We start from the raw sequence: 21,223 nt of genomic DNA, 5'->3' as shown, positions 1-21,223 counted from the left end.
TTCACGACGCCCGTCTCCTTCTCCACCATAATGCTGCCCCTATACCAAGCAATAGCACCGGGAAGCCGATAACAGTCGTCCATAGAATTGCCTTGCCCTGTCCAGGAGTCAGGTATGCAATTGGATAGGCTGCATTCTCCCGTGGTCTGATCGTCACTTGTTCTTGATTCCCCTGGAGCCAGTTCATGCTATTCAGCGCGAAGTCCCGATTACCCTGCGTATATAGATTCTGATCTTCAATATAACTCGATCCACCAATAATAACTGCCTTTGGCTTCCCGTCTGTTGTCGTTACGGCTACGCCCAGCGTTAATGGTCCAGCAAGATCCTTATCGTCGCGTTCGCTTCCCTCTTGCATTAGCCTTGGAATATCTGTCTCCCCATAAGAAGTTGTAGAAGTCTTCAAGATCGGCTCCACTGACAGCTTATCGGTAGACGAAGCTTCTAAAGGCAGCCCCAACGTCAGCAAAGTAAGCAAATTATACTGCGACAGCTTGGATGTTAGTTCATGCTCTCCGTATTCAGGCACAATCGTAAATGGATCATACAATGTGCTCTTCTTCTGCTCGACTGCGACTGCATGCTTGTTCGTCACACCAAGATGCTTGAGCAAGCTGTCAATGTTCTTCCAAGATTTCGACATGTCTGGATTGAAGCCAAGCGCAATGTACAACTTCCCCTTGTCATCCACATACTGTTGCAGAAGCTTCGCTTCCTTATCCGTAATATCTTTGTTGGCGCCTAGTATCATGACCATGTCCGCATCCTGTGGGACTGCACCTTCTCGATATAAATTCAGCTCTTTGACTTGGATATTGTCCTCTTCCAAGCTGGAGCGGAGGGCAGTTACTTGCGACAACGGCAGCTCTTCATGGCCAGACAATACGTAAGCTGTTGCTTTGCGCTCAGATGTTAGGCTTCTAAGTGCTTGGGTCATTTTTTCCTCGCCACTAAAACGATAAGCCCCATAGTCCTCTCCACCACTGAACATCTCATACAGTCCAACAGTCTTGCGCTTCGTTCCGCGCTCGAACACAAGGGAGCTCCCCGCTAAGCCATATTGCTGTGCAAGGGAGGGTTCCTTCATTAAATCAATTTGTTCGACCTTAATATGTTTATTTCGCAGTGCATACTGTTCTGCCATGTCAGCAACTTCCCTAATTAGCACAGGATCATCCTGCGGCGTATAGAACAGCTTCAGATTGACCTTATCTTCGACCGAAGTCAGAGCGGCAATCGTTTGTTCCGATAGCGTGAAAGACTTATTCTTCGTGAAGTCCCACTGCCACCCCGTCATCGATTGTAGAAAATAGGTCAACAACACAAAAATTCCGAGGACAGCGACTGATCGTACTGCCGCATTCGTTCTTCGCAGCCACTTGTTCATCATTCGTTACCTCCACCGTTTTCTTTCAAGTACTTGGATACTCAGCACGACAAATACAATCGCGAGTGTTAGGAAAAAGAGTACGTCCGGCCCATTCAGTACCCCTTTCATAAAGGACTGCAATCGATTGTTCATCGAAAATGGAGCAATCCAATCACCGACGGCAGAAGAAGGAATGGCATCCAGCAGCCAGAACATGAGCAGGATCACGAATGCAGCGATGGCGGTTACCATCTGATGCTCAGACAGTGCAGATGCAAATAAGCCAATAGAAGCCATTGCTATCGTAAGCAGCAGCAATCCGAGTACAGAAGTCAGCAGCACACGCATATCCAATGTTCCGAAGAACGACATGACGAATGGATACACCAAGCTAAACCCGACAAGCACAACCATCAAGACACATGCTGCAGCATATTTGCCAAGAACAATCTCGCTCAGACGGGCAGGCGAAGTAAGCAGCAGCTCATCGGTACCGTGGCGGAATTCATCTGCGAACAGCCGCATCGTCAACAAGGGAATGATAAAAATATACATAAATGTGGTATTGCCCGTTACAAGCCGGAAATCAACGATACTAGGTTGGAACAATACAAAATTCAAATAAAACATAATCCCTGAAATCAACACATACACCGAGAAAGCCGCATAAGATGTCGGCGATGTGAAATATGCGAGCATTTCTTTGCGAAATATCGCGCTAAATCTGCGCATCACCAGACTCCTCCTCTGTCGTCAATCTCGTAAATACATCCTCCAGACTTGTCGATTCCCGCTTCATCTCTAGCAGGGGATACCCTGCATTAGCCAAAGTGAAAAAAAGAGCTTCCCTTATATCCGCCTGCTCCTTCGCAGTAACCTGAAGATGAACCTCTTGATCATTGCTTTCAGATTCGATGTGGGCGATCTCGGGAATAACCGTTATCGCTTCAACCACCTCAGCAGCTGCTCCCTTCACAATGAGATGCAGCTTCGATTCTTGACCAAGTGCAGTTCCCAATTGTTCAGGCAGCTCGTCAAGCACAATTTGCCCTTGATGAATAATAATGACCCGGTTGCATAGTGTGTTCACTTCCGGGAGAATATGTGTACTGAGCAATACCGTATGCTGCTCCCCGAGCTCTCGAATGAGCTGGCGTATTTCCACGATCTGATTCGGGTCTAGCCCTGATGTAGGCTCGTCCAGAACAAGCAGTTCCGGCTTGTGAATGATGGCTTGCGCAAGTCCTAGCCGCTGCTTGTAGCCCTTGGATAGCCCCCGAATCGCCTGATTCTCTCTGCCTTGTAGGCCCAATCTGTCTACCATTTCACTAATTCGCACGCTGCGTTCTCGTACCGATACACCTCTTATATCCGCTACAAAACGCAAATACGACTTCACCGTCATATCTGGGTACAGCGGCGGGCTTTCCGGCAAATAACCAATCTTGCTTCTGGCCATACCTCCATGGTCTGCCATGGAAACGCCATCAATGGAGATGCTCCCGCTTGTCGGATGCAAATATCCCGTAATCATCCGCATCGTCGTCGTCTTCCCCGCACCGTTAGGGCCTAGAAAGCCCACAACTTCGCCGCGCGCCATAGAGAAGTCGATATGCTGAACACCACGACGCTCGTTGTACAGCTTACTAACGTCCTTCACTTCTAACATCTGTATCCCCCTTGTCCAGACTTCATCCAAGACATACCTCACCCATGTTAACTAAGTAAGTCTGTATGAATCGCTATACTCATGTTAACGATTCAACTCTAAATCAAGCTGAAAAGAGGCTGAAAGGTAACTTAAAAACCCGTGTCTAATTTGTGAACAAAAAAATCATAGCCCGGCAAGGCTATGATTCATGACATTGATATAAAAATAGATAAATAGAGGGATAGATAATAGGTTATCGCACTCGCAAGTCCTCCCATTCAGAGAGAACTAGCACATCCATATGCCTCGCATGACGCACCAACGCCTTCATAGCTCCTAACCTGCCCAAGCGGCGTACACGACTCGGCATCCCTACGATGATTTGGCTTGCCCGCAGTTGATCTGCTACATACACAGCCGTACTGGCCCATCTTATGCGTGCAACTGCCTCATATTCTTGGTACGTACCGCCAAGCCGTTCGGTCAATGCCTGCACAGCGGCCATCTCCTTCTCCATATCTGCCGTCTTTCCTCTTCTTCTCCATGGAGCAATAGGCAGATGTACCACATGCATAGGTGCCTTCAAGCGATGGGCAATGCGGAAGCCATGGCGCACCAATCTCTCGGGCCGCACGTCAGAGTCGATACATACGAATATCACTTCCTGCCTCCGCCACGGTCCACGGAACAGTGCTCTTCGTTCCCATGACTCCAATCGCTCATCCACATCGTCAGCAACCTCGCGCAGTGCAAGCTCCCGCAGGCCAATCAGATTCGGCGTACGGAAGAAATTCGATAAGGCTTGATCTACCTTATCCGCCTTGTAGATCAACCCAGCGCGCATTCGTTCCTGGATCGTCTGCGGCGTTACATCAATCAATTGAATCTCCCGCGCCTGCCGAAGCACGATATCCGGAACTGTCTCACGCACGCGCACTCCTGTTACATGCTCTACTGCATCATTCAAGCTTTCAATATGCTGGACATTGACCGTCGTCACAACGGATATCCCCGCCTCAAGCAAACATAAGACATCTTCATATCGCTTGGCTCGAATACTTCCCGGCACATTCGTATGCGCCAGCTCATCGACAAGTACAACCTCTGCATGAATGCGGAGCAGCTCCTCCGTATCCATCTCCTCCAGCATCTTGCCATTATACGCAATGCGCTTGCGAGGAATAACCGGAAGCCCTCCTACTTGACCGGCTGTCTCCGCTCTCCCGTGCGTTTCCAGCAAGCCAATGACGACGTCAACGCCCTGCTCCCGCAAGCGGTTGCCTTCCTGAAGCATATGATAGGTTTTCCCTACCCCGGGTGCCGCACCAATAATCACTTTCAGCTTCCCTCGCTTTAGTCCGGCTGCCTTCTCTTGAACCCGCTGTTCCGTCACCCGCTTAAATGGCGTCTCAGCCTCAGCTGCGCCGGATAGGCGGGCAGGCAGTATCCGCTCCCCTTCTGCAATCGAGTGATCGGCAATGAGGAACAAGTCCGTCATCTCGATACGTTTCAGCAGAGCTCCAATCAGCGAACCTTTCAACAGCTCCTGCCACCGCGTCTGACGAGAATGGCCGAGTACGAAGCGGGTTATCCCATGCATCTTCGCATATTCAGCCAGTGCAGATGCCATATCGCGGCGCGATCGGGAAGCAATCTCCTCCCATACCGCTTCCGTCTTCATCGCCATCTTCTTCAGCGAGCGGCGGAATGCAGCCTGCTCCGTCGTCAATTCCATATCTGGCTGAACAAAGGTCACAATATACAGTTCACCGTTAAGCCGCTTCGCAATTTGCTGCCCTCTTCGAATATGAATCGATCCATTCCAGCCGTATTGTGCAAGAACAAGAATCCGTTCGGAAGCTCCCGAAGGGCCTGTAAGGCCCATCTCATTCCGATGCTGCTCAAGTGAGCCGTTGACATGCTCCGCCATCGTGCGGAGCGCGAGCTCGCGCAATATACTTATACGGCTTCGCTCTTCCTCTCGATGCTTCCGCGAATGCTTAGCTCGACTGAACTGCCCCTGCATTCTACGCTCCATTAAAGACTCTGCAGACACATCAAGGAGGCGGACTTCGTCTGCCTCCTTCAGTGCCTCACTTGGTATCGTCCATTCGCTGACGACGCCGGTCATTTTCTTTGCCGCAGCTTGAACACTTTCCTCTTCATAAGCATTCATCGTCGCAATTACGTTCATGCCCCGTTTCAACAATTCTCTTACGTCTTCCAGCCTCGTTGAACGTAAGGCTTCCGGTCGATTACGATGAGCAAGTCCATCAATAAGCACCACATCCGGCATCCGAACTGTAATGGCCTCCACATCGATGTCGTAACGATCCTGTCCATCCCTCTGCCATGCGATCATCGGAATGGCTTGAATGGGGGAAGAATCAATGCCAACGTGCAGCCCAGCCTCATTCCATATTTCCTGCGTCGGCAGCACTGTGCCGTACACCACATCCAGCCCTTGCTTGGTACAATTCACCCCTTCCAGCAGCAGCTGTGTCGTCTTGCCCGCCCCACTGGCAACAGCCATAAGAATCCGCAGCCTTCCCCGCTTCATCTGCTCAAGCATTCGCAATATCATTTCCGGCGATTGCCTACGGTACTCATCCCCTTCATTCACAGCCGACACCTAACCTTTCATTTCGTGCTGTACTTCCAGGTTCAGCAACAATACATTGATGCGCTGTTGACCGAATACTCCCAAGTCTCTTCTTTCTGTATATTTCGTAATCAACTGTTCAAGTCGTTCCTTCGAGATTCCGCTAGCCTTCGCTACACGAGGCAGCTGTACACGTGCCGCCTCCGGTGTAATGTGCGGATCCAGTCCCGAGGCAGAGTTCGTCAGCAAATCCTGTGGAATCCGCTTCACATCCGCATCTGGATTCTCCTTGCCCCATTCCTCAACTGACTTCTCAACTCTCTCTTTAAGCGCTGGATTCGAAGGAGCGTAGTTCGGCGAACCAGAGCCAGCAGCATCGTTCCCGATGCTAGATATTCGCCCATGGAAATATTGCGGTTCTGTAAATGTCTGTCCGATCAACTTCGAGCCCAGCAACTGCCCCTTCTCATTGTATACCATGCTGCCGTTCGCTTGATTCGGCATTACCGCCTGTGCAAGCCCCGTCATCGCAAATGGATAAGCAAGGCCGCACAGCAGCAGCAAGCCGATTGTCGTCCGCACCATCGCTCCACCAATATTCATACGCTCTGTCATGTTCGTTCATCCTCTCTTCTTCCTTGCTTGAACCCGATATGATTATTTCAACAATTTTCTCTATCTACATACCAACCATTAGCGTTATTTCAGTTATTGCCGCTAATTACAATTTGGGACAGCTACTCAGCTATTACAGTTAAAGTTGTTATTCGGCTATTTGCAGTTACAATTGTTGCAAGGTTACACTAAGATGCCCACAATTAGATCGATCAGCTTAATGCCGACGAACGGAGCTACTAATCCGCCCAAGCCGTATACGAACAGGTTGCGCTGCAGCAGCTTAGCCGAAGACATCGGCTTATACGCCACGCCTTTGACCGCCAGCGGAATTAATAACGGAATGATGATGGCATTAAAAATAAGCGCCGACAAAATGGCCGATACGGGCGAATGCAAGCCCATAATATTCAGGGCTGACATCTGCGGAATGGCAATCATGAACATTGCTGGAATGATAGCAAAGTATTTCGCCACATCGTTCGCAATACTGAATGTCGTCAATGCGCCACGCGTCATGAGAAGCTGCTTGCCGATCGATACCACCTCAATGACCTTCGTCGGATCAGAATCGAGATCGACCATATTTGCCGCTTCCTTCGCTGCTGCCGTGCCGCTGTTCATCGCGATGCCGACATCCGCCTGTGCCAGTGCCGGAGCATCATTCGTACCGTCTCCAGTCATTGCTACCAGCTTCCCTGCCGCCTGCTCCTTGCGAATCAGAGCCAGCTTATCTTCTGGCTTGCTCTCTGCGATGAAATCATCTACCCCCGCTTCCCGAGCAATGGTTGCTGCCGTCAGTGGATTATCCCCTGTACACATGACGGTGCGAATGCCCATGCGGCGAAGCTGTTCGAACCGTTCCCGCATGCCTGGCTTCACCGTATCCTTCAAGTAGATCAGCCCATAAATATCGCGTCCGACGGCCACAGCCAGCGGCGTTCCGCCAGCAGAAGCAATCGCATCTGAATTGGCATCCAAATCCTGCGGAACGGTACCTCCCTGGGCGATAACCCAGCGTTTCACCGCATCAACAGCCCCTTTGCGCACGCTGCGCCCATCCTTCAGGTCAACACCGCTCATGCGTGTTTCCGCTTTGAACGGGATGAATTCCCCTTGTATAGCAAGTTCTGCTTCATACTTAATTCCTGCCTTGGATACCCAATCCACGACAGAGCGACCTTCAGGTGTCTCATCATGATGAGAGGCAACAGCTGCCCACTGAGACAATGTGTTTACATTCGTTCCTTGCACCGGAATGAGTTCATGAGCCAAGCGATTCCCGAACGTAATGGTTCCCGTCTTATCTAGAATAATTGTATGAATATCCCCGCAGGCTTCAACCGCCTTACCTGACGTTGCAATGACATTGAACCGAGTTACGCGGTCCATACCTGCAATACCGATCGCGGACAGCAACCCCCCAATCGTAGTAGGAATCAAGCAGACCAGCAGGGCAATTAGCACCGCCGCATTCAATTCGACCTGCAAATAATGACTGAATACAGGCAAGGTCACAACGACAACCAAGAAGATAAGCGTCAAGCTGACAAGTACAGTATGAAGAGCAAGCTCATTCGGAGTCTTCTTGCGCTGCGCGCCTTCAACTAATGAAATCATTCGATCTAAGAACGATTCTCCCGGATCGCTTGTAATCCGAATACGAATCTCATCACTAATTACCTTCGTTCCAGCAGTTACCGAGCAGAAATCCCCGCCTGCTTCTTTCAATACTGGCGCAGACTCCCCAGTAATCGCTGATTCATCCACAGAGGCCAATCCGGAGATGACCTCGCCATCGCCAGGAATCGTCTCCCCTTCACGAACGACTACGACATCACCCTTACGGAGCTCGGATGAGGATACGCGAACCGTTCCACCTTCAGTTATCTTGTTCGCCCACAAATCCCGCTTCGCCTGCTTCAACGAATCCGCCTGTGCCTTGCCGCGACCTTCAGCGAGAGCCTCAGCAAAGTTCGCGAACCAAACCGTAATGAATAAGATGAAGCTGACCGCGCCGTTGAACCAACGTGGCATTGGCGAACCAAAGGCATCCGGCACGAACGTAAGCAGCAGTGTAATAACGAAGCCAACCTCGCAAATAAACATCATCGGGTTTTTAACCATCTGACGCGGATCGAACTTCCGCAGCGCATCGATCGATGCTGCCCGCATTAAGCTGCCTTGGAACATGCTCCGTTCCTTGTCTTGATGTGTATGCGTACGCGCCGGTTCAAATGGCGCAGGTGTTTTCATCTGTTTTTCCGTCTTCATTTTCCGTTCCCCCTTATTTCCACAACGTCAGATGTTCTGCGACCGGACCGAGCACGACTACCGGGAAGAACGTCAGAGCACCCACAATAAGTACTGTGCCGACAAATACGATACCGAACAGCGCCGTATTCGTCTGGAACGTACCACTTGTGTTCGGAATTGGCTGCTTCTTCGCCATCGATCCTGCTACGGCAAGGAGCGTAACGAGCGATACGTAGCGCCCTAAGAACATGACAATACCTGTGGAAATGTTCCAAAACGGCGTTGCATCTCCCAACCCTTCAAACCCGGATCCATTGTTCGCCGCAGATGATGTAAACTCATATAATGCTTGCGACAATCCGTGGAATCCTGGATTGGACAGGGTGTCCGCCTGTGTAGCAACTGCAATTGCAGTCGGTACTAGAATCAATATCGGATGCACCAGCAAGGTAACCGCCAGCAGTTTCATCTCCTTACTTTCCAGCTTGCGGCCCAAAAATTCAGGTGTCCGTCCGACCATGAGACCGGATAGGAATACGGCGATCATGACGTACAGCAGCACGTTCATAAATCCAGCACCGACGCCGCCGAATACGGTATTCAGCATCATATTCGCCATCGGGATCAAGCCACCGAGTGGTGTCAGCGTGTCATGCATATTATTGACTCCGCCCGTCTCCGATGCAGTCGTAACGACCGAATACAGTGACGATTGCACAACGCCAATGCGCACTTCCTTCCCTTCCATGCTGCCTGTTCCACTTAATCCTGCTGCGTTCAGCACAGGATTGCCCATATGTTCGGCCGTAAGCGATGATCCGAGCATAATGAGGAACAAGATCGCCATGGAGACGAACAGCACTCGCCCTTCCTTCTTGTTGCCGACCATGCGGCTGTAGGCAAACGGCAGCCCCGTGCACAGCATCAGCATGAGTAAAATATGAATTAAATTCGTCACACCGTTCGGATTCTCGTATGGATGTGCGGAGTTCGCTCCAAAGTGGCCGCCGCCATTGTTGCCAAGCTCCTTAATCGACATCATAGCTCCTACAGGGCCGAGCGGAATGTGCTGCTCTGCTCCTTCAACGGTTACTGCACTTTCCATTGGACTTAAGGATTGCGGAACCCCATTCCAGATGAACAGTACACTGGCAGCGATCGCAATAGGCAGGAAAATGCGCGTAATCGAACGCACAAGGTCTGCCAAGAAGTTGCCGAGCGGCTTGCCAGTCAAACCGCGAATAATCGCCATTACTGCCGCAAGCGCAGTAGCAGGTGACGTAAACATCAAGAAAATAATGCCCGTCATTTGTGACAGCGGAGACAGTCCACTTTCACCGCTATAGTGCTGCAAGTTCGTATTCGCCATGAAGCTGATCGCCGTATTGAATGCTACTCCCGGTTCCATGCCAGGAATGCCATTCGGATTCAACGGCAATACCCCTTGAAGGCGGAATATTGCATACGTCACCACAATCATTAGCACGTTCGTGGCAACTGCTGTAAAGGCGTATGCCTTCCAGCTTTGCGATTGATCCTTAATGCCGAAACACTTAAATAAAAAACGATCTATCGGACCAAATACAAGGTCCAACGGTCTTGGAGCTCCGCTATTATCAAACACCCCTGCCATATATATTCCGATCGGACGCGCTATCGCCAAGGCAAGCAATAAGGTAATTCCAATGGCGATCCATTCGATTGCACTCATTGTTCCGTTCCACCCTTCTCTAATGTACAAATATCAACAATCACTCTGCCCAAACTAAAATCGTTCCGGCTTGACTAAGGCATATAACAAATAAATGAACAGCGCCGTAATCAAGGTGAATAACACGATCATCATGAGCGATCACCCCGTTCATCCACTTCCGCCTTGCACCAATGGAGAATGCCCATTACGCTTAGTCCAAGCAGTGCGAGAAGAATCATCATGACTGCATCAAACATAGTCCCTTCCTCCTCCTGAATAAGGTTCTCATCTCTCCAGGCAATGCTGCCGCGATCCCGACCTACCAAGACTTCTCGCTCTGTAGGAACGCGCAGGCAACACAAAAAGCCACACGGAAAGAGGGACCCTTTCCGTGTGGCTTTTTTCGCGCGTCGTCAAATAAACGTGCGCGTAATGTTCCACGACGAAATAAAGGCTGCCTCCTTGGACGCTTACGAGGTTAGCTGACGGATTCGGGCGCGAAGAGTCGCCCTACCAGCCAGGAACGGATTCCTGTGCCGGATTCACCCCTTGCGCGAACTGCAGATGTACAGCTGGCGCACTAACATTGGTTCCCCCGTTCCCATGAATGGGATTCAGCGGTGAGCATTGCCTATATGGATAAATTAGATGATATCTGATAGTAAAAATGAAACTTGATCCGATTGCGTATAAATGACGTAATTTGCACCAAGCAATCGGTAGATCGACTGCGGATGATGACGCTTCGTCACGATTGTGATCGGATCCGTCGTCCATTGCCGGCATATTTGAAGCAGCCGGCAGGAAAGCGCAAAGCTCTGTTCAAACACATAGATTCGGCCAATCGGGACATGAGGGACGGCCCACGCCTTCGGCTCCGTCGTATTGATTCGGCATATGGAATGAACGCCAATACCTTCCAATCGCTTTGCCAATCGCCCATTATGGGCAATTCCCGCCACCGAATATCCTGCTCCTTTCAACTGACGTATGAATTCAATCCCCGTCTCACAGCCTGCGAACACTGTAATGACCCGGTCCGCATCGTACATATCCAGTTCCTCCTGTTCATCTGTCCGAAGCCCTACTTGCAAGAAAGAGGTGCGTCGCCATATGATCAGGCGCGCCTCTCCCGTACGCTTACGAGGTTAGCTGACGGATTCGGGCGCGAAGAGTCGCCCTACCAGCCAGGACAGTAATCCTGTGCCGGATTCACCCCATGCGAACGGTGGCTGCTGACTGTCCACTCAGCTCCATTCACTTGATTGGTTCCCCCGCTTCCGCTTCCTGCGGAATTCAGCGATTGAGACGCAACGGATAACGTTGTTGTTGCTGAACTGAATCTTACGCCTTTCCCCCTCCTGCTGTAAATGAAATGAAAACCATAATTTCTCCATTTCCGGGCAATTGTGATCAACTAATCCCATCTTATCTCCCATTACAGCATCATTACCTCGCAATTTCTCAACTTTGCTTATGCGGCGATGATTTCATGAGAAAAACAAAGAAATTTAAATAAATACCTGTATGTAAACGCTTTGTTTGACCATTTGTTTGGATTTCCTGGATTGGATTCTATTTACAATCTCTATTCCAAAAGGTAGGATACGCACAACAACTGAGACGCTGCTTGCAATCGATTTCGATCTGCACGGCAGATATTGCATCTCATCGAGAGGAGGCACGATATGCAAGACCTAGAACTTGCACAATTACTAAGTCACAAGCTATCTGAACACTGGGGAAAATGGAGCGAGCAGCATGGAGACAGAATCTTTCAACCAGAAGAGATGGACGTTCATCTTGCTTCCGACCTTGTTTATATTCGACTTCAACCGCGTGAACAGCTACTCGACAGTACGGAACACAACTATAGCGGCAGCACTCGTCTACGAGCTCACAAGGCGATCTCCCAATGGGAAGTGCAGCAGCGTGGAATCATGTGGGATACGATCATTCCTCGTGCATGGGGAGTAAGCGTTATGCGCATGTGGCTCGATCTACCCCTGGTAGGCGGAACCACGCTTGACGTCATACAACTGGAGCCACATTCAAGCAGGAAGCTATGTCTCTCCCCTTGAAACCAATTTATAGAGAGCTGTAATCGATAATCAAGTTTCTGACGATGCGCAGGCATACAACTGCGCATCGTTCTACCCCGTTTACCCAAACGTGATACTTGTTCAAGTTCCTTCTTGCCCGAATCCTATCACTCGATAGCCATTAAAAAACAGCCCTCCTCTTGCCCATGCAAGTGTCAGACTGTTCACTTCGTTATGCTTGATTGGCATAGGACAGTTGATGTGCATCTTCATATCCTTTCGCATACCCCACCCGATATCCATCTTGATATGCAGGATGCTGAATGCGATGATGAGTCGAATGTGTTGAGGCAAATTGCTTCGTTGTACGCCGACGATCGGGCTGCTTCACAACCTGAAGACGGCGTTGCGATTTCCGTTGCGGAACCTGCTTGCCCGCTTTCCTTACGCTTCCCGTTGATCCAATGCCGCTAACCAACTTCTGCTGTCCTATTTGCCGCCGGGATCTCCGTGCTCGCTTCAGCTTATTCACTTGCAACTTCTCCCTCCTCCACTCTCATCTCCTCGAATTGACAATCCGGATGCAGCCATGGAGGCGCAGCTGTGCCTGTCTTGCGAATACGGGTCTGAAAACCTGTGACCATGCCGCATAGTGCAAGCTGATACATGGACAACAGACGAATATTGTCCTTGAGCAATTTCGTTGCAGCTTCTGAATGTGCTGTGAGGTCAGCCATTTGATTCAACATACGTGCCAATGCGGATTGGCTCTGCACAATAGCCTTGATCATTTCAATCTGCACCTGCTGCTCCTCGTGCGCTGCAGCCATTACATTTTGTCTCCTATTCCGAACTCCCCATTCAACATGCCCCCTCCGAGGCTATCCCCGTAACCCTCGGATTCCTCACGCCGGAGCAGTACCTTCATATTGTGGGACAGACTGACTTGCAGCTTCGTCAAACTCTCGATTACTTCAACCACTTGCGCATGCACGTCAAGAGGTTCGACAATCTGTTCCCGATGATTCGTGAACGAATGCTCTGTCATATGATTCAACGTCCAGTTGCGCATCTTCTCGGCCTCTACTGCTTTAGCTTCTAGGATCTTCGCTACATTGCCCTGCATCTTGGCCATAGCCTCCAGAATGACGTGATAGGACTGTTCTCTATTCATGCAGATCCCCCCTTGCATGCGCATTATTCCTCTGTATCATCCGAAATCTCCTTCAACACATGCTGCAGCTGTTCCGCCATCGCTTCCTCTAGCTCGGCGATTCCGTTCAGATAAGCTACGATACTTTTCGTTAATGCCTGGGAGTATTCCTTATAATCGTTCTCCCCCCCGAATTGAGGGTCAACATCCGGCAGTGCATGCACGATTTGCGCCATGCGAACCGCTACTTGCCGCTCTGCGTCAAGCACGCGCGCCATATGCCGCTGTGTATATGACATTTGACCAATCATGTCCGTGATGAAATGTTGCAATATTCTCCCCTCCCAAGCACAAGGCCTAACTTCCACTCTTCAATTCCTCAAATGTGATAGGAATGAATGACCGGGTGCGCCATAATTGGCAACTGTTCCGTAAGGTTGCTTCTCTCTTGTTCCGTACGGATTGCTACCTTATCAGCGAATCCCCAGCGGTTCAGCGCATGATCACTAACAAGCTCTCTGCATGCTTCACCCTCACGACGATAATACTTTCCTAGTTCCGTTTTAAATACAGCACCGTCAGGAATCTTTCCCTCTGTTGCATGCTGTTTACTCCATTTCTCCGCAACCGCAGCAGCCTCAATTGGTACTCCTGTTGGCCAGCCTCGCAATTCAAGCTGACTTACCCTTACAATCGGGATACGCAACTCCCCTTGAACAGGACGTTTTGCCCCATTTTCAATCCAATAATTTGCATCGTTTAGTCCAGTAACTGCCACCTGAGACGGATAAAATGCCTGACATTGCCGGCCCGCAAGCATCCCATGCTGCGTACGAATACGCTGAAGCCAATCATAAGCATTGCCCCACTTCTCTTGAAAGAAAGCCGCATGCTTATCCTGACTAGATTGAGTGTGACCGCCCTGCTCCTGCAGGCTTGCTTGGAACGAGCGATGGATAAATACGTCCCTCGATACGATAAGCTTGAGCCCTAGCAGCCGCATGCGCAAATGATAATCTTCATCTGCAAATCCGCTATTCTCAAATCGCTCATCAAAGTATCCATTCGCTTCAAATGTGCTGCGGCGCATAAGGCGGCACACATGGAACAAACGATCTGTGCTATGCCACCGGCTTGCATCTGGGATATTATATTCAGCAGCAAAGTCATACATATCTTGGACATGTTCGTAAGGCACAGGTATCTGCTGTTCGCCGTCAACACGGTTCGACACTGATCCAACCATACCAAATTCTATGTTGCTGTGTAAGCAATTCAGCATACCGGACAACCACTTCGGCGTTACGAGCGTATCACTGTTCAATATGCATATCGTGCTGCCTTTGGACATCATCAATCCAGTATTGATTGCACTTGCCAGACCTCGATTGGTCTCATGGCTGTGATATCTAATCTGTCCGCTAAGCCTTTGCAGATAGGCCAGCGTATCATCGGTGGAGGCATCATCAACAACGATCACTTCGATCGGTCTGTCCGTATTCGAGAAAATACTGTCCAAGCACTGCTCCAACTGATTCCGTTGATTATAAACAGGTAAAATGATGCTCGTTCCGTCGAATGGGGTGCCATACCGTTCTTGACCTGCCTGAAAGCCTCTGACATAACCTAACGAATAACCATGATCGAATCGGTCTTGCCTCCGGTCACCCTTGCCCTTCCCTGATAGCTGGTGTGTGCTGTTTGATGTTCGAGCTCCTGCCCTCCGCGTCTTCTGCAGTACCGGCCGACGATGTCGAGTCATAAACGTGTCACACCTCCCCTTCCCCTTAATGCAAGTTCACACTACCGAATCCAATCTCAACTTCATATTGCAATGACTCCATCCGCGATCTTATTCGCTAAATGGCCGAAATCAATGGCCACTTTGTTGTATCGCTCTGCTATTTGCTGTGCCAGGATGACCGCTGGAATTCCTGCCGCTACCAAAGCGATATCAAATTCATATCGGGACACCTCATCTAGAATGCGTGGGATATCCGTTGTCCCCCGAACAGGAGCAATTGTACCGGTTACTGTAATTCCTCGCTTCCTCAACATGGATGCTAATCCCACGGCGGCATTGCCCACAGTCAATACGCGGCGCCTTCTAAGCAAGCCATAAAGGTGTCCCTGCAATGCAATAGCGTAATTCACTGTCGAAACGGTCAGCCTCATATCACCCATGTGTAAGCCATGTGCACGAAGCACCGGCAAGAGGAGGCCATGGAAATTCGGAGAACGGAAGGTAGGTACACCGACAAATGACGCTTTGCGCACAGCTTCAGCCAATTGTTCCCGACAATTATGATCAGGAATTTCAAGTCCTGCATAGGCCAGGAAATCGCCATGTCTCCGCACGAGTTCAGTCGAAACGACTTTATCATGTGCCAAGGCGAACATCTCTCCATCACCAAGTCGGACAAGGGACATCGGTCTTCGCTCTTCCAGCGCCTTATGAAGCTCTGCGCATACTGCCTCCGGTTCTATGAACGACTGCAACTGATGCCGGAACTGTTCGAAGCCTGCAGTGATGACGTCTTCTACGGATATATCAGGGAGATACGTATTCTCAGGCAATAAATTCGCCAGAATCAACTCGCCTCCCTCATACCTTCCATGACGGTATCCATCTTCAAAGCTAAGCCGCTTCTCATCCTCCAGATTGGGGATGGTCGGAATGAATTGATGAATAACAGGGTCGCTTTTTCCTAGCTTCGGCAGCCTCGACTGCTTCGATAGCTTCGATAGCCTCGATCTCAGAACCCCCTTTTTCCATAACCCTCTTCGCGCCCCTTTGCGTCTCAGACTGCCCGCTCGACCATTCTTTGTTCGCAATCGCTTGCCAAGCGGGCGACGCTTTCTTTTGCGTGGAGTACGAATAGAAGCTGTAGTTAGAATAAGCAGCGGCCTCTTGCGGCCCACAGTCGTACTCATGCCTTCACCTTCCCTTATCATCATGCAGTTATCTGCCTACAAAGCCTATATGCCTGAAGCCTGAATCAGTGTGCGCCTAAATAAGCGCCGGTGCGAACCCTCTCCCACCAAGTTCGGTTGAATAAGTACCAATCGATCGTATCCTGCATCCCTTGCTCCAGATTGACGGTTGGGCGCCATCCCAACTCACGCTCACTTTTTGCTGGGTCGATGGCATAACGCTTGTCGTGTCCAGGACGATCTGAGGTAAAGGAAATGAGTGATTCCGGTTTATCCAGCACTTGAAGAATCATCTTCACGATGTCAATATTCGTACGCTCATTATGCCCGCCAATGTTATAGACTTCCCCTGCCTTGCCCGCTCTCAATGCCGCATCAATTGCCGCACAATGGTCTGTAACATACAGCCAATCCCGCACGTACATCCCGTCACCATATACAGGAATCGGTTCATCATGCAATGCACGCAGGATAATCGTCGGAATAAGCTTCTCTGGGAACTGTCTTGGCCCATAATTATTGGAGCATCGAGTAATTACAACAGGCATTCCATACGTATGTGCATAAGCTCGCACAAGCAAGTCAGATCCCGCTTTCGATGCAGAATAGGGGCTGTTCGGCGCCAATGGAGACTCTTCTGTGAAATAACCTGTCTTGTCTAGCGATCCATATACTTCATCCGTAGATACATGAATGAACTTCGAGATCTGGTGACGCTTCGCAGCCTCAAGCAACTGAAATGTTCCGAATACATTCGTACGGACAAATGCCTCTGGATCAGAAATGCTGCGATCAACATGGGACTCGGCCGCGAAATGGACTACCGCATCATACGCCGTCTCCGCAAAGATCTGTTCGAGACGCGCCTGATCTGTAATGTCCGCTTTAATAAAACGATAACGACCGGATGTTACAACATCCCCCACATTATCTGGGTTGCCAGCGTAAGTGAGTGCATCCAAATTCGTAATGCGCAATCCCTCATATTGAGAGAGCATATATGAAATAAAGTTGCTCCCGATAAATCCCATGCCGCCGGTTACGAGCAAATGCGTCACAACCGCACCTCCCACAATTGCTGCGAAGCCTCTGATAAGGAATCAAATGTCCCCGCATCGATCCACCATTGCTGAAGCGTATTGTATTGCAGCTTGCCAGCTTGCGCATAGCAGTTGTTCACGTCGGTAATTTCCAGTTCCCCTCGCGCGGATGGCTCAATTGCGCGAATATGTTCGAACACCTGAGTATCGTACATGTATATGCCTGTGACACAATAGGATGATGGGGGGCTTTTTGGCTTTTCTACAATGCATGCTATTCGATCTTGATGCTCTCTATCGAATTTAGGGACGCCGTATCGATGCGGATCCTTGACTTTTTTGAGCAGAATACGAGCCTCTCCAGCATCTTGTTGATGAAACGCTTCTACATAAGGGGTTAAATTGTCCAAAAATAAGTTGTCGCCCAGCAACACAACAAACTTCTCATCCCGCGTCAAATAGGGCTCTGCCAACGACAGCGCCTGCGCGATGCCCCCTGCTTCCTCCTGAATTGCATACGTTATGCGCACCCCCATAGACTGGCCGCTGCCGTAATACTCGGTATACAACGAAGCAGACATTTTACCAATCACCATGAAAATGTCGGTTATGCCCGCTGAGCGCAATCGTTCTATCCCATAGCTAACCATAGGATGTTTGCCTACAGGTATTAAGTGCTTATTCATTAGCTTGGTCAGTGGATAGAGACGGGTTCCAGTCCCCCCAGCCAATATGATGCCCTTCATGACGTACATCCTCCCTACATGAACATATGCGTTCGATACTTGATCTCGCACATTTATCCGTTACTTGCGCGCATTATATGTTGAAATGATCATACTGGTGTGTGGATACGGATATGATTTCTTCAACCAACATTTCTTCCCCTTGCAATGCGCTCTCGCTCCACGTTGTCTGTTTGAACTGTATCCCTCTCCATCATTAGCGCCTGGAAGGCTTCCATGTGATCGCCAAGAATTAATGTGGCAACCGGATTGCTTGCTCCGACATTCGTTTGTCTAATTCGGTTATTATGAATGACGTCCACGACCTGTACGGCCTGAACATGGAGCCCCCGTACGATAGCAAGTGCCTGCGCCTTAGGTGGAACACAGAGCGCCTCTTCACCCACCGTCTCGATGGCATGGCGGCTAAGGGCATGCGGAACTGCTGTCATTGAGTTCGCATACAGATCTTCTCTCCCCAAGCAGCGATTGAGCCATTGCTTGCAGTGCGTAATTCCATCCTGCTGTCCGAAATGATGAAGTAATGGAGTAATATTATTCAGTGCAACATCGACCCCCGTCTCAATTGCCCATATGAACGGAGCCAAATTATCAGCAGGTACTGGAAAGTCCCCATCCATAAACAATACAATATCAGCGTCCGACAGCCTTGCCCCTATTGAGCGGCCTATATCGTGCCCTAGCGGATCGGTATAATGAACAATGGTTGCCTCCTGGGCCTGCTCTTTGGCGACCTGCAGCGTACCGTCTTTGGAACCATTGATGATGACAAAGAGAGCATTTAGCGACAATTGCTGCAATTGCTGCAGAACAGCTCCAATGCTTCTCTCCTCATTGCATGCGCTGAGCACGACGTCTACACGCTTCGTTGTCGGCACAAGCACCGCATCTGCAGCCTGAGGGAAACGACTCTGTACGAACCCGTCTCGGAACGATTCAGCCATAGCCCTTATCCACTCAAAGTGCCGCAGGATGGGGCGATAAGGCTCCATAAACGATGCAAACCGCCTCTGCATCTCATTCTTGACGATTGGACGCGGGACTTCTGTCGACACTTCTTGTTGCATAGCGTATTCGATGCCTTGCACCTGTCCAGCCCTTGAGGCCTCCATGCACATTTCCCGTGGGACGCGGGGAACAGCCGTGATGCTAACCTTCGGAGCAATTGGGTGAGGCTTCCTCCTCGTCCTCCGTTGGGATTTCCGCTGGCGGATTTTTTTGCGTCGCCGCCGACTGGCCACGCTGAATACTTGCCGGGTTCTACGCCGTATCTTGATGCGCCGTTGTCGCTTTCTCCTTAGTTTCACTTAATTCACCCGCCATCGTTGTCTAGTCAAGTCAGTATGTCCACCACGATCTCCAGCCTGTTCGAGCAGCCAGCAAACTGCCCGCATATGATCGTCATTGATGAGCTGTTCTAATGGATCCGCTATGTGCCCTTTGGTGCGAATTCGGTTCAATTTCCCTACATCGATGGAAGGAGCGGTCGTGACAGCGAGCCCTTTGTTGATGGCCATGGCCTGTGCGAGCGGCGGTACGGACAACGCATCCGCTCCGATAACTTCCAATCCCCGACGGCTAATGACGTGGGGCACCGCTGTCATTGATGCTCCCTTCAAGTCAGGACGTGATAGCAGCGCGTTAAGCGCATGCTTGGCCAAGACGACCTGATGCACTTCGTGGCGATTCACAGGTCCTGAATAGTCATTAAGTACAATGTCTTTGCCTTCTTCAACCTTCCGTATATAAGGTCTGAGCTTCGAGGATGCGATCACCATATCGCCATCCAAGAATAATAAAATATTCCCCCGAGCTGCCTGTGCCCCGACGGTTCGACCTATGTCATGCCCTAATGGCTGATCATATCGGAGCACCCGGGCTCCCATTGACTCAGCAATCCGATCTGATCCGTCTGTACTGCCGTTAGATACCACGATAACTTCTGTCCTTGGATGGACTCGGGCAGCCTGTTCAATGACTTTTGACAGCGTGCGGCGTTCATTTAAGACAGGAATGATCACAGATAAGACCGGATAAGAATGTGCAGGTATTTTTAGCTTGGGACTCCATCTGCGCATTCTCCGTTTACGCTTTTTTGTAGAACGGATCCGACGCCGACGCAGTTTCACTCTCCGCAATTCGCTTCACCCCCTAGGACAGTTATGCCTGTGTAACCACCACATTGTATGTGCCTACCTGATAAGTTGTAACGGCATCTGTACATACACGAGGGATTAGCGGGGATAAACGGCTGAAATATGTGGGTGAATAACCGCCAGCAGCCATGTTGACGCTGACGGTCACTCATAATCACGAATCGGCATTCGCGAAGTGATCCTTTTCTATCCGATCACGATCCATGATACGAATCCTTCCGGCTGCGGACCAATGCGTGTACGGATAATTTCAATGACGACATGATCCGTGAACTGCGACTTCAGAACTGCATAACAAGAAGGATGATTGGTCATTGCGACGAAAACATAGTTTTCATGCGGATAGGATTCTTCGAACTGTATCGTTAACTCAATCTTCTCGTCTAGTTCACGGAAAGCGAAAGACGACATCCCGAATTGCTGCAGTGCAGAGGTTCTCGTCGATGTAGTACGAATAGACGAGAACGTACAATGTTCTGGCGTTATTGCCCCAAGGCCTACGTGCTCCGATGTTATTGCCCCGTGGCTCACGTGCTCCGATGTTATTGCTCCTTGGCTCACGTGCTCCGCGCTTATCGCTCCTTGGCTCACATGCTCCGAGCTTATTGCTCCTTGGCTCACGTGCTCCGATGTTATTGCCCCGTGGCTCACGTGCTCCGATGTTATTGCCCCTTGACTCACGTGCTCCGATGTTATTGCCCCTTGACTCACATGCTCCGAGCTTATCGCTCCTTGGCTCACGTGCTCCGATGTTATTGCCCCGTGGCTCACGTGCTCCGATGTTATTGCCCCTTGACTCACGTGCTCCGATGTTATTGCCCCTTGACTCACATGCTCCGAGCTTATCGCTCCTTGGCTCACGTGCTCCGATGTTATTGCCCCGTGGCTCACGTGCTCTGAGCTTATTGCTCCTTGGCTCACATGCTCCGCTGTTATTGCCCCGTGGCTCACATGCTCTGAGCTTAT

General features: G+C 50.2%; 21 protein-coding genes and 2 riboswitches. Of the genes, 1 reads left to right on the top strand and 20 read right to left on the bottom strand.

Annotated elements, in window-relative coordinates:
* Window position 1: 1 nt before the first annotated feature.
* The 9 genes from BP95_RS0127895 to BP95_RS0127850 all read right to left on the bottom strand — a co-directional run bounded on the left by BP95_RS0127895 (window position 2) and on the right by BP95_RS0127850 (window position 11,238).
* Window positions 2-1,390 carry a GldG family protein gene (locus BP95_RS0127895; RefSeq protein WP_231515218.1) on the bottom strand — a complete coding sequence of 463 codons (1,389 nt, stop codon included), beginning with the start codon at window positions 1,388-1,390 and terminating at the stop codon, window positions 2-4.
* A 3-nt stretch (window positions 1,391-1,393) separates the two neighbouring features.
* A complete protein-coding gene (locus BP95_RS0127890) occupies window positions 1,394-2,101 on the bottom strand; it encodes an ABC transporter permease subunit (protein WP_021252365.1) in 708 nt (235 codons plus the stop codon).
* Window positions 2,088-3,038, bottom strand: coding sequence for an ABC transporter ATP-binding protein (locus BP95_RS0127885; protein WP_021252366.1), 951 nt, complete (start codon window positions 3,036-3,038; stop codon window positions 2,088-2,090). Before BP95_RS0127885 ends, BP95_RS0127890 begins: the two co-directional genes overlap by 14 nt.
* Before the next feature lie 235 nt (window positions 3,039-3,273).
* A complete protein-coding gene (locus tag BP95_RS0127880; protein ID WP_028533779.1) occupies window positions 3,274-5,643 on the bottom strand; it encodes a histidine kinase in 2,370 nt (789 codons plus the stop codon).
* Window positions 5,644-5,652: 9 nt separating this feature from the next.
* Entirely contained in the window at window positions 5,653-6,237 is a 585-nt protein-coding gene (gene kdpC / locus BP95_RS0127875) for a potassium-transporting ATPase subunit KdpC (RefSeq protein ID WP_028533778.1), read from the bottom strand.
* A gap of 183 nt (window positions 6,238-6,420) precedes the next feature.
* Window positions 6,421-8,430 (bottom strand): potassium-transporting ATPase subunit KdpB, encoded by a 2,010-nt coding sequence (gene kdpB / locus BP95_RS0127870; protein ID WP_227775126.1) that lies wholly within the window; start codon window positions 8,428-8,430, stop codon window positions 6,421-6,423.
* A 94-nt stretch (window positions 8,431-8,524) separates the two neighbouring features.
* The gene (gene kdpA / locus BP95_RS0127865) at window positions 8,525-10,204 is read right to left on the bottom strand and encodes a potassium-transporting ATPase subunit KdpA (protein ID WP_090513570.1); all 1,680 of its coding nucleotides are present in this window, start codon (window positions 10,202-10,204) and stop codon (window positions 8,525-8,527) included.
* 54 nt (window positions 10,205-10,258) lie between these two features.
* On the bottom strand, window positions 10,259-10,336 hold the full coding sequence (gene kdpF / locus BP95_RS34670; protein WP_227775128.1) for a K(+)-transporting ATPase subunit F: 78 nt from the start codon (window positions 10,334-10,336) through the stop codon (window positions 10,259-10,261).
* Window positions 10,337-10,638: 302 nt separating this feature from the next.
* Window positions 10,639-10,816, bottom strand: a riboswitch (cyclic di-AMP (ydaO/yuaA leader).
* 14 nt (window positions 10,817-10,830) lie between these two features.
* A complete protein-coding gene (locus BP95_RS0127850; protein ID WP_028533775.1) occupies window positions 10,831-11,238 on the bottom strand; it encodes a hypothetical protein in 408 nt (135 codons plus the stop codon).
* Between the two features lie 70 nt (window positions 11,239-11,308).
* Window positions 11,309-11,498: riboswitch (cyclic di-AMP (ydaO/yuaA leader) on the bottom strand.
* A 376-nt stretch (window positions 11,499-11,874) separates the two neighbouring features.
* Between BP95_RS0127850 and BP95_RS0127845 the strand changes: the two genes are divergently transcribed.
* Window positions 11,875-12,267, top strand: a complete 393-nt coding sequence (locus BP95_RS0127845) for a hypothetical protein (RefSeq protein WP_028533774.1) — start codon at window positions 11,875-11,877, stop codon at window positions 12,265-12,267.
* A 193-nt stretch (window positions 12,268-12,460) separates the two neighbouring features.
* On the opposite strand, the gene BP95_RS0127840 is transcribed toward BP95_RS0127845, so the two are convergent.
* From BP95_RS0127840 to BP95_RS0127790, 11 genes are all read right to left on the bottom strand, one after another.
* Window positions 12,461-12,760: a hypothetical protein gene (locus BP95_RS0127840; RefSeq protein WP_028533773.1), complete on the bottom strand. Its 300-nt coding sequence runs from the start codon at window positions 12,758-12,760 to the stop codon at window positions 12,461-12,463.
* A complete protein-coding gene (locus BP95_RS0127835; protein WP_021259107.1) occupies window positions 12,753-13,058 on the bottom strand; it encodes a hypothetical protein in 306 nt (101 codons plus the stop codon). Before BP95_RS0127835 ends, BP95_RS0127840 begins: the two co-directional genes overlap by 8 nt.
* Window positions 13,058-13,402, bottom strand: a complete 345-nt coding sequence (locus BP95_RS0127830; protein WP_021252375.1) for an alpha-helical endospore appendage domain-containing protein — start codon at window positions 13,400-13,402, stop codon at window positions 13,058-13,060. The genes BP95_RS0127835 and BP95_RS0127830 overlap by 1 nt, the downstream gene beginning before the upstream one ends.
* A gap of 23 nt (window positions 13,403-13,425) precedes the next feature.
* On the bottom strand, window positions 13,426-13,713 hold the full coding sequence (locus BP95_RS0127825) for a hypothetical protein (protein WP_021252376.1): 288 nt from the start codon (window positions 13,711-13,713) through the stop codon (window positions 13,426-13,428).
* A gap of 47 nt (window positions 13,714-13,760) precedes the next feature.
* The gene (locus tag BP95_RS0127820) at window positions 13,761-15,143 is read right to left on the bottom strand and encodes a glycosyltransferase family 2 protein (RefSeq protein ID WP_028533772.1); all 1,383 of its coding nucleotides are present in this window, start codon (window positions 15,141-15,143) and stop codon (window positions 13,761-13,763) included.
* Between the two features lie 62 nt (window positions 15,144-15,205).
* Window positions 15,206-16,315 (bottom strand): GT-D fold domain-containing protein, encoded by a 1,110-nt coding sequence (locus tag BP95_RS31560; protein WP_231515217.1) that lies wholly within the window; start codon window positions 16,313-16,315, stop codon window positions 15,206-15,208.
* Between the two features lie 65 nt (window positions 16,316-16,380).
* Window positions 16,381-17,373: a dTDP-glucose 4,6-dehydratase gene (gene rfbB / locus BP95_RS0127810; protein ID WP_028533770.1), complete on the bottom strand. Its 993-nt coding sequence runs from the start codon at window positions 17,371-17,373 to the stop codon at window positions 16,381-16,383.
* Complete coding sequence (locus BP95_RS0127805) at window positions 17,370-18,101, bottom strand: sugar phosphate nucleotidyltransferase (protein ID WP_028533769.1); 732 nt, start codon at window positions 18,099-18,101, stop codon at window positions 17,370-17,372. Before BP95_RS0127805 ends, rfbB begins: the two co-directional genes overlap by 4 nt.
* Window positions 18,102-18,223: 122 nt before the next feature.
* On the bottom strand, window positions 18,224-19,213 hold the full coding sequence (locus BP95_RS31555; protein ID WP_021252381.1) for a glycosyltransferase family 2 protein: 990 nt from the start codon (window positions 19,211-19,213) through the stop codon (window positions 18,224-18,226).
* Window positions 19,214-19,408: 195 nt separating this feature from the next.
* Complete coding sequence (locus BP95_RS0127795) at window positions 19,409-20,239, bottom strand: glycosyltransferase family 2 protein (protein WP_231515216.1); 831 nt, start codon at window positions 20,237-20,239, stop codon at window positions 19,409-19,411.
* Window positions 20,240-20,443: 204 nt separating this feature from the next.
* Window positions 20,444-21,223 (bottom strand): WIAG-tail domain (locus BP95_RS0127790; protein WP_028533767.1); only part of this gene is annotated, 780 nt, incomplete at its 5' end.

Origin of the sequence: Paenibacillus sp. UNC217MF (genome assembly GCF_000686865.1) — a bacterium.
Taxonomy (GTDB): domain Bacteria; phylum Bacillota; class Bacilli; order Paenibacillales; family Paenibacillaceae; genus Paenibacillus_B; species Paenibacillus_B suaedae.
Note: the sequence above shows the minus strand (reverse complement) of the source record. Positions and strands in the feature narration are given on the sequence as shown.

Coding starts and splice junctions, on each gene's coding strand:
- BP95_RS0127805 (WP_028533769.1), bottom strand. CDS start 18,101: ATGAAGGGCATCATATTGGCTGGGGGGACTGGAACCCGTCTCTATCCA.
- BP95_RS0127830 (WP_021252375.1), bottom strand. CDS start 13,402: ATGAATAGAGAACAGTCCTATCACGTCATTCTGGAGGCTATGGCCAAG.
- BP95_RS0127885 (WP_021252366.1), bottom strand. CDS start 3,038: ATGTTAGAAGTGAAGGACGTTAGTAAGCTGTACAACGAGCGTCGTGGT.
- kdpB (WP_227775126.1), bottom strand. CDS start 8,430: ATGTTCCAAGGCAGCTTAATGCGGGCAGCATCGATCGATGCGCTGCGG.
- kdpA (WP_090513570.1), bottom strand. CDS start 10,204: ATGAGTGCAATCGAATGGATCGCCATTGGAATTACCTTATTGCTTGCC.
- BP95_RS0127845 (WP_028533774.1), top strand. CDS start 11,875: ATGCAAGACCTAGAACTTGCACAATTACTAAGTCACAAGCTATCTGAA.
- kdpF (WP_227775128.1), bottom strand. CDS start 10,336: ATGATCGTGTTATTCACCTTGATTACGGCGCTGTTCATTTATTTGTTA.
- BP95_RS31560 (WP_231515217.1), bottom strand. CDS start 16,315: ATGAGTACGACTGTGGGCCGCAAGAGGCCGCTGCTTATTCTAACTACA.
- BP95_RS0127895 (WP_231515218.1), bottom strand. CDS start 1,390: ATGATGAACAAGTGGCTGCGAAGAACGAATGCGGCAGTACGATCAGTC.
- kdpC (WP_028533778.1), bottom strand. CDS start 6,237: ATGACAGAGCGTATGAATATTGGTGGAGCGATGGTGCGGACGACAATC.
- BP95_RS0127850 (WP_028533775.1), bottom strand. CDS start 11,238: ATGTACGATGCGGACCGGGTCATTACAGTGTTCGCAGGCTGTGAGACG.
- BP95_RS0127890 (WP_021252365.1), bottom strand. CDS start 2,101: ATGCGCAGATTTAGCGCGATATTTCGCAAAGAAATGCTCGCATATTTC.
- BP95_RS0127835 (WP_021259107.1), bottom strand. CDS start 13,058: ATGGCTGCAGCGCACGAGGAGCAGCAGGTGCAGATTGAAATGATCAAG.
- BP95_RS31555 (WP_021252381.1), bottom strand. CDS start 19,213: ATGGAGGCCTCAAGGGCTGGACAGGTGCAAGGCATCGAATACGCTATG.
- BP95_RS0127820 (WP_028533772.1), bottom strand. CDS start 15,143: ATGACTCGACATCGTCGGCCGGTACTGCAGAAGACGCGGAGGGCAGGA.